Source organism: Xanthomonas sp. NCPPB 1754, assembly GCF_041475725.2.
GTDB lineage: Bacteria > Pseudomonadota > Gammaproteobacteria > Xanthomonadales > Xanthomonadaceae > Xanthomonas > Xanthomonas euvesicatoria.
Genome location: NZ_CM192982.1, coordinates 2,558,203 through 2,575,909 on the forward strand (window position 1 = coordinate 2,558,203; position 17,707 = coordinate 2,575,909).

General features: G+C 64.3%; 9 protein-coding genes and 5 tRNA genes. 8 read left to right on the forward strand and 6 right to left on the reverse strand.

Annotated features, from left to right (window positions below; all coding sequences use genetic code 11):
* Positions 1-34 precede the first annotated feature (34 nt).
* The 3 genes from ACCQ15_RS11245 to ACCQ15_RS11255 are packed head-to-tail and all read right to left on the reverse strand — an operon-like array spanning position 35 to position 7,757.
* Complete coding sequence (locus ACCQ15_RS11245; RefSeq protein WP_372380575.1) at positions 35-3,121, reverse strand: efflux RND transporter permease subunit; 3,087 nt, start codon at positions 3,119-3,121, stop codon at positions 35-37.
* On the reverse strand, positions 3,118-6,627 hold the full coding sequence (locus ACCQ15_RS11250) for an efflux RND transporter permease subunit (protein ID WP_372380576.1): 3,510 nt from the start codon (positions 6,625-6,627) through the stop codon (positions 3,118-3,120). Before ACCQ15_RS11250 ends, ACCQ15_RS11245 begins: the two co-directional genes overlap by 4 nt.
* Positions 6,624-7,757, reverse strand: coding sequence for an efflux RND transporter periplasmic adaptor subunit (locus ACCQ15_RS11255; protein WP_008576683.1), 1,134 nt, complete (start codon positions 7,755-7,757; stop codon positions 6,624-6,626). Before ACCQ15_RS11255 ends, ACCQ15_RS11250 begins: the two co-directional genes overlap by 4 nt.
* 204 nt (positions 7,758-7,961) lie before the next feature.
* On the opposite strand from ACCQ15_RS11255, the gene ACCQ15_RS11260 reads away from it, so the two are divergent.
* The 6 genes from ACCQ15_RS11260 to ACCQ15_RS11285 all read left to right on the forward strand — a co-directional run bounded on the left by ACCQ15_RS11260 (position 7,962) and on the right by ACCQ15_RS11285 (position 10,063).
* Positions 7,962-8,354: a c-type cytochrome gene (locus ACCQ15_RS11260; protein ID WP_218502920.1), complete on the forward strand. Its 393-nt coding sequence runs from the start codon at positions 7,962-7,964 to the stop codon at positions 8,352-8,354.
* Between the two features lie 8 nt (positions 8,355-8,362).
* A complete protein-coding gene (locus tag ACCQ15_RS11265) occupies positions 8,363-8,824 on the forward strand; it encodes a c-type cytochrome (protein WP_029819508.1) in 462 nt (153 codons plus the stop codon).
* Positions 8,825-8,915: 91 nt separating this feature from the next.
* Positions 8,916-8,991: transfer RNA gene (locus ACCQ15_RS11270), tRNA-Ala, on the forward strand.
* A 47-nt stretch (positions 8,992-9,038) separates the two neighbouring features.
* A tRNA-Glu gene (locus ACCQ15_RS11275) sits at positions 9,039-9,114 on the forward strand.
* Between the two features lie 750 nt (positions 9,115-9,864).
* A tRNA-Ala gene (locus ACCQ15_RS11280) sits at positions 9,865-9,940 on the forward strand.
* 47 nt (positions 9,941-9,987) lie between these two features.
* Positions 9,988-10,063, forward strand: a tRNA-Glu gene (locus tag ACCQ15_RS11285).
* Between the two features lie 295 nt (positions 10,064-10,358).
* On the opposite strand, the gene ACCQ15_RS11290 is transcribed toward ACCQ15_RS11285, so the two are convergent.
* Both ACCQ15_RS11290 and ACCQ15_RS11295 read right to left on the reverse strand, forming a co-directional pair.
* Positions 10,359-10,535, reverse strand: a complete 177-nt coding sequence (locus ACCQ15_RS11290; RefSeq protein WP_003482805.1) for a hypothetical protein — start codon at positions 10,533-10,535, stop codon at positions 10,359-10,361.
* Between the two features lie 372 nt (positions 10,536-10,907).
* Positions 10,908-10,994, reverse strand: a tRNA-Leu gene (locus tag ACCQ15_RS11295).
* Positions 10,995-11,132: 138 nt separating this feature from the next.
* Between ACCQ15_RS11295 and ACCQ15_RS11300 the strand changes: the two genes are divergently transcribed.
* Positions 11,133-11,513 (forward strand): response regulator, encoded by a 381-nt coding sequence (locus ACCQ15_RS11300; protein ID WP_011347430.1) that lies wholly within the window; start codon positions 11,133-11,135, stop codon positions 11,511-11,513.
* Positions 11,514-11,715: 202 nt separating this feature from the next.
* A complete protein-coding gene (locus ACCQ15_RS11305) occupies positions 11,716-15,117 on the forward strand; it encodes a PAS domain S-box protein (protein ID WP_372380577.1) in 3,402 nt (1,133 codons plus the stop codon).
* Between the two features lie 170 nt (positions 15,118-15,287).
* Here the strand turns inward: ACCQ15_RS11305 and ACCQ15_RS11310 are convergent, their stop codons facing one another.
* A complete protein-coding gene (locus tag ACCQ15_RS11310; protein WP_372380578.1) occupies positions 15,288-17,651 on the reverse strand; it encodes a Tex family protein in 2,364 nt (787 codons plus the stop codon).
* Between the last annotated feature and the right edge of the window lie 56 nt (positions 17,652-17,707).

Sequence of the window (17,707 nt, forward strand, 5' to 3'; positions counted from 1 at the left end):
CGGGGGGGGAGAGGGGCTTAACGCCTTACCTCGTTCACGATTCCAACGCTGCGCTCGACCGCCTCGCCTTCGGCACACCACGCGCACGCTGTACCAGCGCAGCCGCACCGCTGCTCATGTCGTCGAGGATCGCGTAGATCGTCGGCAGGAACAGCAGGCTCACCACCGTCGAAAACGCCAGGCCGCCGGCGATGGCGCGCGCCATCGGGAAGTACGGTGGGCCGTCGCTGAACATCGTGGTGCTGGTCAGCGAGATCGGCACCATCGCCAGGATCGCGGTGCCCATGGTCATCATGATGGGCCGCAAACGCTCGCGTGAGCCTTCGACCAGCGCCTGCGTCCGCCCCATGCCGCGGCGGCGCAGATTGTTGATGTGCTCGATCATCACGATGCCGTTGTTCACCACCACGCCCATCAGCACCAGAATGCCGATGAAGGACATGATGCCGAACGAGGTACCGGTGATCCAGAACAGCCAGAACACCCCGAAGATCGAGAACAGCACCCCGCTCATGATCGCCGCCGGGAACAGCAGCGACTCGAACACCGCGGCCATCACCACATAGATCATCACCAGCGCGATCACCAGATTGAACACCATCTGGTTCATCGCCTCGCCGTCGTTCTGGTAATCGCCGCCGTCGAAGGTGTAGCTGTAACCGACCGGGAAACTCATCGCCTTGAGCGGCACTTCCATCGCTGCGCGCGCCTCGGGCATGGTGACCTTTTCGGCGAGATTGGCCTTGATCGTCAGCGTCGTCTGCCGATTGGTGCGCCCGATCTGGGTGGCGGCCGGACGGATCTGCACCTCCACCAGACTCAGCAACGGTACGCTGCGGCCGTCCTTGGTGCGCACGGTGAAGCTGGCCAGATCTTCCGGCTTGCTCTGCTCGGCGCCGGCAAACCGCACCCACACCGGCACCTCGTTGTCGCCCCGGCGGAACTCGCGCAGCGGTGTGCCGCGCAACGCCAACCCGACAAAACTGGCCACTTGCTCGGCACTGAATCCGAAGGCAGCCGCGCGCTCGCGATCGACACGAATCGCCAGCTCGCTGGTGCGGTCGCCCGTATCCACATGCACATCACGCAGCTCCTTGCGCTGCGCCAGCAGTGGAATCACATCGTCGGCCAGCGCTTTCAGTGCATCAGTCGAATCGCCGACCAACTGCACCTGCACGCCCTGGTTGCCATTGCCGCCATCGCCCTGATTGCCGATGCTGTAATCGGCACGCGCAGAGCGCGGCAGCTCCTTGCGGATTTTTTCCAGCAGCGGCGGCAGGTCCTTGACCTTGCTCGCATCGAAGGTCACCACCGTATTGCTGCCTTCCACTTCGCTGAACCACGAATAGATCTGCGTGATGTGGTACCTGGCGCGATTGGCTTGGAGATAGTTTTCGACACGGCCGATCTCTTCGCCCAACTGCTCACGTGTGTACGAACCTTTCCACTGATACTGGATAAAGGCTTCGTTGCCCCCGTCGCCACCGAACATGTCGACCTTGGTCAACTTCATGGGCACCAGGCTGATCGCGCTGACCAGGATGATGCCGGTCACGCTCCAGCCGCGGTGCGCCAACGTCCACGCCAGCACCTTGGCGTAACGGCGCTGCAGCCGCGCAATCACGCCGTGCTCGGAGGTCACCATCGGCGGCGTTTTCATGCGTGCAGACAACATCGGAATCAAGCTGATTGCCACCAGCCACGACGCCAGCAACGACACCGAGATGGTGATGGCGATCTGCGCCATGAAAATGCTGATGTTGTTGGTTTCGCCGAACAAATTCGGCACGAACACGATGCAATGGCACAAGGTGCCGGCGCTGAGCGCAATGGCCACGCTGCGCGTTCCCAGCAGCGCGGCAAGCTGCGGTTGATCGGGCATGCGCTCGCGTTCCTGGTAGATGCTTTCCACCACCACCACCGCGTTGTCCACCAGCATGCCCACTGCCAGCAGCAACCCCATCATGGTCAGGATGTTGAGCGTGACCCCGACGAAATACATGAAGCCCAAGGTGATGGCGAAGCAGATCGGGATCGCCAATGTCACCATCAGCGTCGATGGCCAGTGCCGCAGGAAGAAGAACAACACGGTGATCGATAACAGCAGACCCACCGCGCCGGCTTCGGCCAGTTCGGCCAGCGACGAGGTCACCGCCTTGCCCTGGTTGTCGATCACCTTGACCTGCACATCGCGCAGCGCCGGTTGGGCGCGGATGTCTTCGACCTCTTTCAACGCCGCCTTCGACACCTCCACCAGATTGGCGCTGCGTTCCTTGTAGACATCCAGGCCGATGGCCGGGCGCCCATCCAGGCGCCGGCCATAATTCATGCGCGTCGGCTTGAGCCGCACCTCGGCGATGTCGCCCAGCCGCACACCTTTGGCATTGAGCACCAGCTCGCGCAATTCCTGCAGGTCGCGCAGCTCGCCGATTGGCTGCACCCGGATACGCTGGCCGTTGTCGTCGATCTGGCCTGCAGACACCGAGAAATTCAGCTTGCCCAAGCGCTCGCTCAGATCGTTGAGGCTGAGGTCGTGCGCGGTGAGCCGATCCGGTGCGATCGCGATCTCGACCTCGTTCGGCGGCGCACCGGAAATCTCCACCTTGGCCACGCCGGGGATGCGCTCGATGCGCCGCTTGAACTCGCGGTCGAGCATGTCGTACGCGCCGGTCAGATCGGTCTGGCTGGCCAGGCGCACCTTGAGCACCGGCTCGTCGCTGCTGGACCACTTGAAGACGTGGAAGCGCTGCAGATCCTCCGGGAAATCGTCGCGCACCGCATCCAGTCGCTCGCGCGCATCGGATGCGGCGATGGCGATATCGCGGTCCCAGTCGGAGAATTCGATGAAGATGTTCGCGCCGTCTGCGGTGGCGGTCGAGCGCATGCGCTTGATGCCGGTCATCGTTGCCAGCGCTTCCTCGGCCGGCCGCACCAGGTTGCGCTCCACCTCGTCCGGCGTGGAGCCGGTGTAGGGCAATTGCACGAACAGGAATGGCGCGGAAATATCCGGCAGCGCCTCCAAGGGCAGCCGGAACGCCGCGATCAAGCCCACCACCACCAGCGACACGAAGCACATGATGGTGGTGACCGGGCGACGGATGCTGAAGGCGGCAACGCTCATAGCGCCCCCAGTCCGTCGGCATTGCTCGCCGCCTGTGCACGTTGCCCGGCCATGCGCCGGCCGCGCTCCAGGTAGTACGCATCGGCACGGCGATCCAGCAGGTCGTACACCACCGGGATGACCAGCAGGGTCAGCAAGGTCGACACCAGCAACCCGCCGATCACGGTGATCGCCATCGGTGCACGCACTTCAGCGCCCTCGCCCATCGCCACCGCCAGCGGCAGGAAGCCGAACAAGGTGCACAAGGTGGTCATGATGATCGGCCGCAGGCGCGAGCGCGCACCTTCGATCAGCGCCTCGCGCTTGGGCACGCCGTCTTCGCGCAGCTGGTTGACCTTGTCGATCAGGATGATCGCGTTCTTGGTCACCAGGCCCACCAGCAGGATCAGGCCGATGAACACCACCACCGAGATCGGCTTGCCGGTCATCAGCAGGGCCAGCACCGCACCGACCATTGCCAACGGAATGGTGAACAGAATGACGAATGGATGCAGCAGCGACTCGAACTGCGAAGCCATCACCAAATAGACCAGGAAGATCGCCAGGCCGAATGCGAACAACAGCGACTTCACCGATTGCGCCAGCTCCTCGCCCTGCCCGCCGATGTGCATGCCCACGCCGGCAGCAAGCGGGTCCTTGCGCACCATCGTTTCCACCTCGCGCACCGCACCGCCCAGGTCGATGTCCTTCAGGCTGGCCGACACGATCGCCACGCGGGTCTGGTCGGCACGATGGATCTCGCTCGGCCCCGTCGTCGCCAACACCTCGGCAACGGCCGCCAGGCGCACCGGCCGGCTGCTGCCCGGGTTGACGATCAGCTGACGGATCGCATCGACACTGGCGCGATCGGCTTGTTGGGCACGCACCAGCACATCAATCTTGCGGTCACGGAAGCTGTAGCGCGTGGCCACATCGCCACGTACCTTCTTGACGATGACATCGGCGATCTGCCGCGTGGTCAGCCCCAAGGCACCAGCGCGCTCCTGGTCGAAACGGATCTGGATCTCCGGAAAGCCCTCTTCCACCGTCGATTTGACGTCGGCGTAGTGGCCGTTGGCGCGCAGCATCGCGGCCAACTTCTGCCCGGCGCGTTCCAGCTCGCCCAGATCCTGGCCGCGCAGTTCCACTTCCAGCGGTGTCGAAAAACTGAACAACGCCGGCCGCGCGAAATCCACCTGTGCGCCCGGGTGCCCGACCATGCTGCTGCGCAGCCGCTCGGTCGCCGCCGCTTCCACCGCCGGGCTACCGCCACCGGCCATCACCACGGTGAGCTTGCCGATGTTCTCGCCGCTCTCGGTGGGGTTGGCGTCCAATCGCGTGCCGCTACCGCTGACGCCGTAGAGGGAGGCGACGCCCGGGTCCTTGTCGTGCGCCAGCTGCAACTCGCGCACCACTGCATCGGTCTGCGCCAGCGGCGTGCCGGAAGGCAGTTTGACGGTCATTTCGAAGCGATCCTGCGCCAGCTGCGGAATCAGATCCGCGCCCAGCATCGGCACCAGAAACACCGTCCCGATGAACGCCGCCGCGGCCAGCCCCAGCACCAACCAGGGACGCCGCAGCGCCGCCGGCAACATCCCCAGATAGCCGCGCTCGGCACGGGCATACGGCGCCATCGCTAGGTCGCTGGCCTTGCGCATCACCGGCCCCACCACGCGGCTCAACCCGCGCCACACCTTCACCACCGCCCACGCCGCACCGAAGAATGCATAACGCACGCTCGCACCGGCGCCGCGCCGCCCGGCCGCCACCGGCTTGAGCCAGCGCTGCTCGGGCTGCCAATCCGGATGGCTCGGCTCGTCCGGGAACGCCATCGGCGGCGCGCCCTTGAGCGAGCTCAGCATCGGAATCAGCGTCATCGACACCACCAGCGAAATCGCAATCGCGATCGCCACCGTCAATGCCTGATCGCGGAACAACTGCCCGGCGATGCCTTCGACGAACACCAACGGCAGGAATACCGCAATGGTGGTCAACGTGGACGCCATCACCGCCATGCTCACTTCGCGGGTGCCGGCGATGGCCGCGTCCAGTACGCTCAGGCCACGCTCGCGTGCCTTGGCGATGCTCTCCAGCACCACGATCGAATCGTCCACCACCAGGCCGGTGGCCAACGCCAGCCCGCCCAGCGACATCACGTTGAGGCTCAACCCCAGCTGACCCATGAAGAAGAACGTGGTGATGATCGACACCGGCAACGACAGGCTGATCACGAACGTGCTCCAGCCATCGCGCAGGAACAGGAAGATGATCAGGATCGCCAGCACGCCGCCAATCACCGCATCTTTTTTGACATCGCTGATCGCATGCTCGATGAAGTGCGATTGGTCCTCGATCGTGGTGATTTCCACATCGCCCGGCACCGTCGCCTTGAGTTGCTCCAGGCGCTTGCGCAGCGCCGCGGCGGTGGACACGGTGTTGGCATCGCCTTCCTTGTAGATCGCCAGCTCCACCGCTTCCTTGCCGCCCAGGCGGATGATCGCCTCGCGTTCCTTGTAGCCCCGGCGCACCTGCGCCACATCCTTCAGCCGCACCGGCATGCCGCCGGCGATGCTGCTGCTGGACGAGGAGGAGGTGCTCTGCACTTCGGCCGCTGCCGCCAGCGCCGCCTGCGAACCGGTGGACGCCGCAATGGCGTACATCTGCTGCATCGCCGCTTCGGCCGCGCTGCCGCTGCTGCTTTGGGTGGTCACCAGCATGTTGCGGATCTCGTCCAGATCCACGAACTGGTTGACCGTACGCACCAGGTAGCGCTGCGAGCCTTCTTCCAGCCGACCGCCGGAGATGTTGACGTTCTCCTCCTTGAGCCGGGTGATCACGTTGTCGATCGGCAGATTGAGCTGCGCCAACTTCTGCTGATCGATGTCGACCTGGATCTCGTCTTCCAGCCCGCCGCCGACCTTCACCGCTGCCACGCCGGCCACCGGTTCGAGCTTCTTTTTCAGGTCTTCGTCGGCATAGCGACGCAAGCCGGTGAGCTGGCGGATCGCATCGGTATCGGAGGCCGGCGCCTGCTTGGGCGACAACGCCAGCCGCATGATCGGCTCGGTGGAAGGATTGAAGCGCAGCAGTACCGGCGGCTTGGTTTCCAGCGGCAGCGACAAGGCCTCCATCTTGTCGCGCACCTCCAGGCTGGCCTGGTCCATATTGGTGCCCCAGGCAAACTCCAGCACCACATCACTCTGCCCTGTGCGCGAGATCGACTTGAGCTTGCGCAGGTTCTTGACCACGCCGACCGCTTCTTCCACCGGCTCGGTCACCAGCGTTTCGATTTCCGCCGGCGCCGCGCCGGTGTATTCGGTGCGTACGGTGAGCGTGGGATAGCTCAGATCGGGCAGCAGATTGACCTTGAGGCTGCGTAACGCGATCAGCCCGAACAGCAGCATCGTTACGGTGATCATGGCGATGGTCACACGCCGCCGCGTGGCGAAGGCCACCAGGCCACCGCCGCCAGGCAGTGGTGCGTGCGGATCATGCACGGGTCCGTGCGGGTTGCCGTTCTCGCTCATGCGTGCGTCTCATCATGTGCGGGCGCAGCGGCCTTGGTCGCGACCGGCTTGCGATCGGGTTGGCCGATCACCTGCACCGCAGTGCCGTCGCGCAGCGCCACCTTGCCGGCAGTCACCACCTGGTCGCCTTCCTTCAGGCCCTGCCGCACTTCCAGCCACGGCCCCTCGGCATAGCCCAGTTTCACCGGCACCCGGCTGGCCTTGCCGTTGCGCACTACGAAAACTGCCGGTTCGCCATCGTCCAATAACGCCAGGCGCGGGATCACCAAGGCGTCCTTGCGCTGGTCGTAATCGATGCGGATGCGCCCGAACATGCCCGGCTGCAACGCTTCGGCCCCCTGGCCGAATGCGCAGACCACGCGAAACGTGCCGCTGCCCGAGTCCACCACCGGCGCGATGCGATCCACCTTGCCGACGAATTGTTGGCCCGGCAGCGCATCGGCCAGCAAGGTCACCGGCTGGCCCGACTTGAGCGTGGCCAATTCGCGTTCGGGCACGTTGAGCGTGGCCTCCAGCTGCGAATCGTCGACGATGCGGAAGATCGGCGTATTGATCTGCACGAAGTTGCCGGTCTTGATCGAGCGCGATGCGATCACGCCGGAGATCGGCGCCTGCACCGTGGTGTACGACAGCTCCAACGATGCAAGCCGGTGCTGCGCACGGCTGTTTTCGACATCGAATTTGAGCTGGTCCACATCCGCGGCGCTGACCAACTGCTGCCCTACCAACTGGGTGGCGCGGCGATAGCTGTTTTCCAGCTTGCGCAGCTGCGCTTCGCTCTGCGCCACCGCCAGATGCGCGCGATCCGGATCCAGCCGCACCAGCGCCTGACCTGCCGAGACCTTCTGCCCCTCTTCCACCATCACGGACAGTGCAACGCCTGAGGTCTTGGCCACCACCTGCGCTTCGGCGCGCGGCTCAAGCGCGGCGGTGCCGGTGTAACTGGCGGCCACCGCACGGCGCGCGGCCTTGGCGATTTCCACCGGCACCGCATCGACGGCCTTCTTTTCCTCGGCGGTCTTGGCCTGGCCCTCTCCTGCCTTGCAACCGCCCAGCAGCAGGCTCGTGGTGATCAACAATGCAGCGGCGCAGGTTCCGCTGCGACCCGGCAAGAAAGAGAGTGGCGACATCGTCGTGTCCTAGTGGATGCGTGAACAGGTGTTGTAGGCAAGTAGACCACCCAGATGCACATGCCGCCAATGCGCCAAAGGTCATGGTCTATTCAACTTGGCCTATTCACCCGGTTTGCGCCGCGCCAAATCGCAGGCATACTCGGTCCGGTTCCGTCACGCCCCCACGTGCGGACGCTCAATCAGTCTTCCGGATACGAAACCATGCGCCCGCAGCCGCTCGCCGCTTGTCTCGCTCTGGTCGTCTTCCTGCCGTTTGGGGGCGCATCAGCAACACCGCAAGCCACACCCGCAGCTCCGCCCCCTCCGGCGCCTGCTGCCGCGGTGGCAACCCCTGCCGCGCCGACCGGCAACCCGTCGAATGGGCGCTTGCTCGCCTATACCTGCCAGGGTTGCCACGGCGTCACCGGCTATAAGAACGCCTACCCCAGTTATCGCGTGCCCAAGATTGGCGGCCAGACCAGCCAGTATCTGACCCAGGCGTTGACCGAATATCGCCAGGGCAAGCGCAAGCATCCAACCATGCAGGCGCAGGCGCAGAGCTTTTCCGAGCAGGACATCGCCGACATCTCCGCCTTTCTGTCCACTCTCAAATAAGCGCCCACATGCCGAACGCCCTGCACGCTCCGCGTCTAGCCATCGTCCTGGTCGCTGCCCTGATGATGGCGGCCTGTTCCCAATCCCAGGTTGAGTCCACCGACGATTCCGCTGGCGACCCCGGCCACGCCAGCGGCGAGCACGGCTCCGGCTCGTCGGCAGGTCTGCCCACCGGCCGCGCCGACGCCGGCGACAAACTCGCCCATGCCAAGGGCAAGGCGACCGGCCAGAGCTGCGTGGACTGCCACGGTGCCGATGGCAATGCGCCGATCGATCCCAGCTATCCCAAACTGGGCGGCCAATACGGCGACTATCTTGCGCATGCGCTGCAGGCCTACCGTAGCGGCGACCGTCAGCATCCGTTGATGACCGCCCAGGCCACGGCGCTGAGCGATCAGGACATCGCCGACCTGGCGGCGTACTTCGGCGCGCGTCAGACGCAGTTGCGCGATCTGCACGGCGTCAACTGAGTGCGATGCGAACGTCGCACCGTCTCATTCGGAATGAAAAAGCGCTTGCGCGAACGTTAACAGGCCGCTATCATTTCGTTATCAGTTTCGTGGGGCCATAGCTCAGCTGGGAGAGCGCCTGCATGGCATGCAGGAGGTCGGCGGTTCGATCCCGCCTGGCTCCACCACTTCAGACATTAGGCCGTCTCAAGTGGACAACGAGGTTTTGATATGCGTCCCCATCGTCTAGAGGCCTAGGACACCACCCTTTCACGGTGGACACCGGGGTTCGAATCCCCGTGGGGACGCCAATCATCCAAAAGCCCCGGCACTGCCGGGGCTTTTTTTTGTCTGTCACAGGCCGAATCCGGTTCTGAGCGACGTTGGGCATGATGCCTCGGTTCATCGCCATGATGCAGCGGACAGAAAGAGTTGAATCTCTGCCGCGGATGGCACAGCGCTTGGTGTGCACATCGATACGCACGCACTGCTGTTCGGCAGGCCACTACTGCTGCCAACACCCGCTCGATCCAAGCGCTTGACGAGTTGCTGCATGACTCAAGCGTATGCGCATTCGCGCGCGCACATAATTTTGCTCTCGATGTCCCTGCCCGCCTCGCAGTTGGCACGTTGCCAGAAGCGTCGCTACAGATTGCCGCGCCAAAAACGCAATGTGCGCGATGGTCGCGCTCACGCATGCCGTGATGACGGCGAGCACGGGACGCGAATCCGGTGTTGCTTGTAGACGAGATGCAGCGGACTTGACGCGCGACCCGGCGCGGCAGTTGCTCGCGAATCGATCGCTGTCGAAGTGAGTGCAAACTCACATCGGCGCATCCAGCGCGCCGATATCGTCGTCGCTGCAATCCACTGCACGCCCCGAACACCGTGGACTTATGGCGCTTCATGCACTCCAGCTGCGCCGTTGCTGTTCAATCGCCGCGCTCGACGCATGCGGCCCGGCAGTTCGCCCGGCGGCTGCGCCCTTGCTACAACTTTTTTGCCCAGACCACTTCCCATCGCGCGGCGATGTCGCTATGATTTCCGGCTCGCAGCAACGCGGGGCCATAGCTCAGCTGGGAGAGCGCCTGCATGGCATGCAGGAGGTCGGCGGTTCGATCCCGCCTGGCTCCACCACTTCAGACATTAGGCCGTCTCAAGTGGACAACGAGGTTTTGATACGCGTCCCCATCGTCTAGAGGCCTAGGACACCACCCTTTCACGGTGGACACCGGGGTTCGAATCCCCGTGGGGACGCCAATCATCCAAAGCCCCGGCACTGCCGGGGCTTTTTCTTGTCTGTCCCTAACCTTCGTCTCAGACGTATTTCGAGGCCATTGCGGGCTGGGACCAGTGGCGCGCAAATGCATTTCACTGGCGAGCCTTGTATTCAACTCCCCGCTACGCACTCGCAAGCCATTACATCGCTGACCAATCGTCTCGCCACCTCGCAATGCGTTCGGGGCGCGTCGCAGGCCCCATCGCACGCTAATGCGATGAGTAAAACCTCCGTCCGATCTCAAGGCCAGCCACGCAGTGCACGATGCGGAACATCTCAGGTCTGCCCGCTATCCAGCGCCTTGCGGCCCTCGTGCGTCAGGTCGATGTCGCCATCTTCGGCTTGCGTGGCATAGCCGGCGCGTACCGCCCAGTTTCCTTCTTCGTCGGCCACCGGCTTGGTGTCGTGGATGTCGCGCAGGATGCGCAGCTGTTGCGAAGCATCGAAGTCCATGGGGTCACCCGCTCAAAAGAGACTCCCACGGTACGCAAGCAGCGTGATGGTCGCGTGCCTGCAACGTCATCCATTACCTGCGCACTGCACGGCGCGCGGCAGTTGCGTGCCTGATGCGTGGCGTGCCGATGGACGAACTCGGGCGATCAGCATCTGCGCCACGCAGATGCACTGCAAACAAATTGCTCCTGACGCCAGTCGTGCATCGCGCGCCAACCACGCCGTCGCTTCGCGCTCCGTTCGACCGGACTGACGGTCGCCAGCCTCGCTGGTCGCGCCGCATCAACGAAGCCCCACGCCTTGCCGAACGGCACACAGCAAAAAGCCCCACCGGACTTCTCCAGAAGGGCTTTCGCTGGTACTGCAACAACCTGGTGCCGAAGGTGGGACTCGAACCCACACGCTTTTAAGGGCGGCGGATTTTGAGTCCGCTGCGTCTACCGATTCCGCCACTTCGGCGTGGCCGCGCAGTATAGCGACTTGTTGTTGAAACGAACAGTGTCAGTTTGCGCCTGACGAATTCAGGTGCAAGCGGGGTCTGCAGCGCTGTGTCCAGGCAGTCCCGATATACTGGCCGATTCAGTGAAGGAGTAAGCAATGTCGGTGTTGCGTGGAGTTCGGGTACTCGTGGTCGAAAACGATGACATGAATGCCATGCTGCTCGACCTGCAGCTTGTTCAGGCGGGTGCCGTCGTCATCGGCCCGGTCGGCGAAGTGCGCGATGCCCTGCAGCTGATCAGCGCCGAGCCACCGGATATCGCAGTGCTGGACTATCGCCTGGGTAACGGCGAAACCAGCGAACCGGTCGCACGCCTGTTGTCGGAGCGCGGTATCCCGTTCGTGCTGGCGACCGGCGTGGCCATCGGCAGCATCCCGAGTGGATTCGAACGTGGTGTCATCCTGATCAAGCCCTATCTGTCCGAAGAACTGATCGGTGCATTGTCCAAAGCGCGCGAGTTGCGCGGCGCTGAGGGCTGAGCAGCAGTACCGGGCGCCCTGCCGGTGCCACTGCCAGGTGCGGCACGCCTGCCCTCTCTCTAACACCTTATCCTTCTGCCACAGACGCATTGTGTTGCCATGTGCCGGCAGCGATTAGCTGAATCGCCGGTTCCGCGGCGCTGCCGGTGCAGGCCGGTTGCTACTAGAATTTGCCATCGAAGAATGACGGGCGGGTCGCTGGATGGATATCGCCGTGTCGCCGTTTGCCGGCTTGCTGCCGGAGACGAGCGAAACTGCAGCATTACTGGCCGCGTCCGTGCACGCTGCGGACGCGCTGTTGGGCGACAGCCCCGCGCTGCGCACAGCACTCTCGATCTGCCTGCATGCGCAAGTTCCGATGCTGCTCGTATGGGGCCGCGACGAGCGCTGTATCTACAACGATGCCTGCATTGCACGACTGGGACCGCACCACCCGGCGGCATTCGGGCAGCCGCGTGCGGCGCTGACATACGCATCCAATCGCGATGGCGATGACGAGCCAGCCGCGGCAATGGCACTGGAGCTGGAGCGCTGGTCATGCAGCCCAGTGCTGCAAACGGGCGAGCAGGTAGGCGCGCTCTACATCGGCGTTGCGGATTCGACCGCTGACGTCAGCGAACAACGTCGCAGCGATAGTCGCGACAGTTTTCTATTGATGCTGGAAGACGCACTGCAGCACGTGTCCGATCCGCGGCAGATCATCGACACCAGCGTGCGCCTGCTTGGCGAGCATCTGCAGGCGAACCGTTGCGCATTCGGTCTGGTCGCTGCCGATGGCAGCACCATGCATGTCATCAGCGACCACGTGCAGGACATGCCGAGCCTGCAAGGCGACTTCCCACTGGAAGCCGCACAGGGCCTGCGCGATGCGCTGCTGGCGAACCGTCCCTGGTTCACGACCGATGCGATGGCGCCGGGTGCGCCGGACTATGTGGCCGAGCAGTACCGCCGCTCCGGCTTGCGCGCCTCGCTGGCCATTCCGCTGCACAAGCACGACCGATTGGTGGCCGCGATCGGCGTCCATCAGCGTGCACCGCGGCGCTGGCTGTCGGCGGAGATCGAACTGGTGCGATTGGTCGTGGCACGCTGCTGGGAATCGATGCAACGGGCCAAGGCGCAGCAGCAACTCGCGGCCAACGAAGCGCGCCTGCGCCGCCTCGCCAATACGCTGCCGCAGATCATCTTCATTGCCGATCCGGACGGACGACCGCACTACTTCAACCAGCGCTGGTACGAGTACACCGGCCTGGATCCTTCCAGCAACGAAGATGCCGCCTGGCACCGCGCGCACACTGCCGATGGTCTGCGCCTGTCCGAGCAGGCGTGGAGCCTGGCATTGAAAGGCCAGCGCGCTCTCGAGGTGGAGTGCGAACTGCTGCGTCACGACGGGCAATCACGCTGGCACCTGGTGCGCGCGCTCCCGGTGCGCGGCGACGATGGCAGCATCAGCGAGTGGATCGGTACCTATACCGACATTCATGACCGGCGCGCATTCGAGCAGCAATTGCGCGAAAGCGAAGTGCGCTTCCGTGCGCTCTGCGAGACGGTGCCAGCGATGATCTGGATGGCCGACGCGCAAGGCGATTGCGTGTACTGGAATCCGCGCTGGTACAACTTCACCGGACAGGGGGAAGACCAGGCACTGGATCAGGGCTGGTGGGATGTGATGCATCCGGACGATGCAGCACGCGTGCGGCATGCCTTTGAACAGGCACTCGAGCAACGCGGCGAATTCCTCGCCGAATACCGCGTGCGCCGCCACGACGGGCAATACCGCTGGTGCATCGACACCGCATCCCCGCACTTCGCCAGCGACGGACGGTTTCTTGGGCACATCGGCTCGCTCACCGACATCTCCGAACGCAAGCACATCGAAGATGCCACCGCTTCGGACCGCGCGATCCTGAGTTTGATCACCACCGGCGCACCATTGCCGGTGGTGCTGGATGCGATCGCATTGAGTGTGGAGGCACGCGGTGAAATCCCGTTGTACTGCTCGGTGATGGTGCGCGATGAGATCCGCCACACCTTGAGTTTCGGCTCGGCACCGCATTTTCCGATCGAGTACCGCGGGCACTTCGAGCCATCGCCGATCGGGCCGGAGGGTCCGCCGTGCGCCCTGTCGGCGCACCTGGGTCGTCAGGTGATCTGCAGCGATCTCCAGGCCGATGCAAGCTTCAGCAGCCACCATGCGATCTCGGCAACGATGGGCATCGCAGCGTGTTGCGTTACCCCGATCCTGGCCAGCAACGGGCAGGTATTGGGCACGCTCAATATCTACTACGACCGCCCTCACCTACCGTCCTTGCGCGAGCAGGCGATGGCGCGCTCGGCCTCGCACCTGGCCGGCATCGTGATCGAACGCACCCGGGTGGATGCCAAGCTCAAGCTGTCGTTGCAGGCGGAAACCGCCGCGCGCGCGCAGGCCGAGCATGCCAACCGGGTCAAGGACGAATTCCTGGCCACGCTCAGCCATGAGTTGCGCACACCCCTCAACGCGATCCTGGGTTGGTCGCGGTTGATGCAATCGGACATCGCCGATCCGGCCAATCTGGGCCGGGGCCTGGTGATCATCGAACGCAGTGCGCGCGCGCAGACGCAGATCATCGACGACCTGCTGGATATGAGCGCGATCCTGTCCGGCAAGATCCGCCTGCAGGCCGAGCATTTCGATATCGCCGGGTTGGTGCGCAGCGTGCTGGAACTCATGCAGCCGACCGCGTTGGCGCGCAAGATCGCACTGGAGCTGGATGCGCCTTGCGATGGCGAGCTGTGGTTCTTCGGCGATGCCGGGCGGCTGCAGCAGGTGCTGACCAACCTGCTCAGCAATGCGCTGAAGTTCACCCCTGCCGGCGGTACGGTGCGAGTGGCGATGGATGTCGAAGACGAGCGGCTGCGCCTGTGCGTGCAGGACACCGGGATCGGCATTGCGGCGGATTTCCTGCCGCATGTGTTCGACCGTTTTCGTCAGGCCGATGCAGGCACTACACGGCGCGTGGGCGGCCTGGGGCTGGGCCTGTCGATCTCGCGTCAGTTGGTGGACCTGCATGGCGGCAGTCTTGGCGCCTCCAGCGCGGGCGAAGGCCAGGGCGCGCTATTTACCATCGTGTTGCCGTTCCAGCACGGGGTCAGCGATCTGCGGCCTGCCTCGGCAGACACCACCCACGTGGGCGCGCTGCCGGACGAGTGCCGCGACCGCCTGGCTGGCGTGCGCGTCCTGCTGGTCGACGACGATCAGGATTCGCGCGAAGCGGTGATGCAGTTCCTGATGCTGGCCGGGGCGCAGGTGCAGGCTGCCGGGTCGGTGGACGCGGCCGAGCACTGCTTGGCGAACGCGCACTTCGATGTATTGGTCAGCGATATCGCGATGCCCTTGCGCGATGGCTACGACTTGATCCGCACCGTGCGTTCGGGCCGCGCCGATCTGCCGCGGCATATTCCGGCCATCGCCCTGACCGCCTATGTCCGCGAAGAAGACCGCGACCGCGCGGTAGTAGCCGGCTTCGATGCGCACATGGGCAAGCCGGTGGAACCACCCGGCCTGGTCGACCTGATCGAACGCTTGATCTTGCCCACGCGCGCGGTGCGGGCTGCAGTGGAGTAGCACCGGAGCGTGCTTGGTCGATGACTTCGTCACCGATCGGCACACTGAGGATGCTTGCCTGCGCCGAAGGCTTTTACTTATAAGCCAAACCGCAGACCAATCCATCGCCACATTAGATCCGCGCCAAGCCATTCAACCACGCCGATCAACCGACAGATCAAAAGCGCGACTTAGCTACGTTTGGCACGCGCGAATGCGGCAGCCAGGGCGTTGTCCGCCGGCGGCGCGGTGATCCGCGGTTTGCTATTGGCCTGCGCCTGACCGCGTCCACCAACGTCGCGCCTGCCCTGCCCCGGACCGCCGCTGCCACGGGCTTCGCGCGGTTGCGCTGCGCCATCCGCCGCTGGCGGCGTGTCGGACAGACGACAGGTCAGCGCGATGCGCTTGCGCGCCACATCCACCTCCAGCACCTTGACCTTGACGATGTCGCCGGCCTTGACCACATCGCGCGGATCCTTGACGAAGGTCTCCGACAACGCCGAGATGTGCACCAATCCATCCTGATGCACGCCGATATCGACGAACGCACCGAACGCGGCCACATTGCTGACCACACCTTCGAGCACCATGCCCGGCTTGAGGTGCTTGATGTCCTCGATGCCTTCGGCGAACTGCGCTGCCTTGAACTCCGGGCGCGGATCGCGGCCGGGTTTTTCCAGCTCTTTCAGGATGTCGCGCACGGTCGGCACACCGAATTGGTCGTCGGTGAACATCTCCGGCTTCAGGCCACGCAGAAAACTGCCGTCGCCCAGCAATGCCTTGATCGGCTTGCCGGTGCTGCTCACGATGCGTTCCACCACCGGATACGCTTCCGGATGCACCGCCGACACATCCAACGGCTCCTCGCCATCGGCAATGCGCAGGAAACCGGCGCATTGCTCGAAGGTCTTCTCGCCCAGCCGCGGCACCTTGAGCAGGTCCTTGCGTCGCTTGAACGGGCCATTGTCGTCGCGGTGACGCACGATATTTTCCGCCACCGTGCCCGACAGCCCGGACACGCGCGACAACAACGCCGCCGAGGCCGTATTGACGTAGACACCGACCGCGTTGACGCAGTCTTCCACCCGCGCTTCCAATGCCTTGGCCAGACGGTATTGATCCACATCGTGCTGGTACTGGCCCACGCCGATCGCCTTGGGCTCGATCTTCACCAGTTCGGCCAATGGATCCTGCAGACGGCGCGCGATCGACACGGCACCACGCAGCGACACATCCAGATTCGGGAATTCCTTGGCCGCGAACTCCGAGGCCGAATACACCGATGCGCCCGCCTCGCTCACCACCACCTTCTGTACCTTGGCAGCGCCGCACAGCGCAATCGCCTCACCGGCCAGCTTGTCGGTCTCGCGGCTGGCAGTGCCGTTGCCGATCGCGATCAGCTCCACGTTGTGCTGCATGCACAACTTTTTGATGGTCTGCAGCGACTGATCCCACTGCCGCTTGGGTTCGTGCGGATAAATCGTTTCGGTAGCCACCAGCTTGCCGGTGGCATCGACCACGGCGATCTTGCAACCGGTACGGATGCCCGGATCCAGCCCAAGCACCACCCGCGGACCGGCCGGCGCTGCCAGCATCAGGTCCTTGAGGTTGTCGCCGAATACCGCGATCGCTTCGGCCTCGGCCTTTTCGCGCGCCTGGTTGAACAGGTCCAACAGTAAGTGCATATGCAGCTTGGCGCGCCATGTCAGCCGGCACGCGTCCAGCAACCAGCGATCGGCTGGACGGCCTTCGTTGGAGATACCGGCATTGCGCGCCACACGGCCTTCGGCGTACTGGTGGCCAGCCTCGGCATCGCTGCCCGGATCCAGATCCAGATACAGGATTTCTTCGCGGCGTGCGCGAAACAGCGCCAGCAAGCGGTGCGAAGGAATCTTCGCCAATGTTTCGGCGTGATCGAAGTAGTCGCGGTACTTGGCACCGGCCTCTTCCTTGCCCTCGGCGACCCGTGCGCGGATCACGCCATTGTCGCTCAGCCAACTGCGCAGCTCACCGACCAGCGCCGCATCTTCACCCCAGCGCTCCATCAGGATGGCGCGCGCGCCTTCCAGCGCCGCCTTGCTGTCGGCAACGCCTTTCTCGGCATCGACGAAGGCTTCCGCGGCTACTTCCGGAGATTGCGTCGGGTCCGCCAACAGGCCATCGGCCAGTGGCTCCAGCCCGGCTTCGCGCGCGATCTGCGCGCGGGTGCGGCGCTTGGGCTTGTAGGGCAGGTACAGGTCTTCCAGCCGCGACTTGGTGTCGGCCGCCACGATCTCGTTGCGCAATTCGTCGCTGAGCTTGCCCTGCTCGCCGATGCTGGACAGGATCGCCGCGCGGCGCTCTTCCAGCTCGCGCAGATAGGTCAGTCGCGTTTCCAGGTTGCGTAGCTGCGTGTCGTCCAGCCCGCCGGTGACTTCCTTGCGGTAGCGGGCGATGAAGGGGACGCTGGCGCCTTCGTCGAGCAAGGCGATGGCGGCGTGCGCCTGGGCGGGCTGGGCACCGATCTCATCGGCGATGGTGCGAGCAATCTGCTGGGCGAGCTGGCTATCGTGCATGACGGCGCGGGGTGACCCGCTTCACTGAAAAACGCATTTTCGCAGTGCCGGCCCGC

Excerpts from the sequence above, each read along its gene's own strand:
- ACCQ15_RS11245 (WP_372380575.1), bottom strand. The coding sequence starts at position 3,121 with ATGAGCGTTGCCGCCTTCAGCATCCGTCGCCCGGTCACCACCATCATG.
- ACCQ15_RS11250 (WP_372380576.1), bottom strand. The coding sequence starts at position 6,627 with ATGAGCGAGAACGGCAACCCGCACGGACCCGTGCATGATCCGCACGCA.
- ACCQ15_RS11255 (WP_008576683.1), bottom strand. The coding sequence starts at position 7,757 with ATGTCGCCACTCTCTTTCTTGCCGGGTCGCAGCGGAACCTGCGCCGCT.
- ACCQ15_RS11260 (WP_218502920.1), top strand. The coding sequence starts at position 7,962 with ATGCGCCCGCAGCCGCTCGCCGCTTGTCTCGCTCTGGTCGTCTTCCTG.
- ACCQ15_RS11265 (WP_029819508.1), top strand. The coding sequence starts at position 8,363 with ATGCCGAACGCCCTGCACGCTCCGCGTCTAGCCATCGTCCTGGTCGCT.
- ACCQ15_RS11290 (WP_003482805.1), bottom strand. The coding sequence starts at position 10,535 with ATGGACTTCGATGCTTCGCAACAGCTGCGCATCCTGCGCGACATCCAC.
- ACCQ15_RS11300 (WP_011347430.1), top strand. The coding sequence starts at position 11,133 with ATGTCGGTGTTGCGTGGAGTTCGGGTACTCGTGGTCGAAAACGATGAC.
- ACCQ15_RS11305 (WP_372380577.1), top strand. The coding sequence starts at position 11,716 with ATGGATATCGCCGTGTCGCCGTTTGCCGGCTTGCTGCCGGAGACGAGC.
- ACCQ15_RS11310 (WP_372380578.1), bottom strand. The coding sequence starts at position 17,651 with ATGCACGATAGCCAGCTCGCCCAGCAGATTGCTCGCACCATCGCCGAT.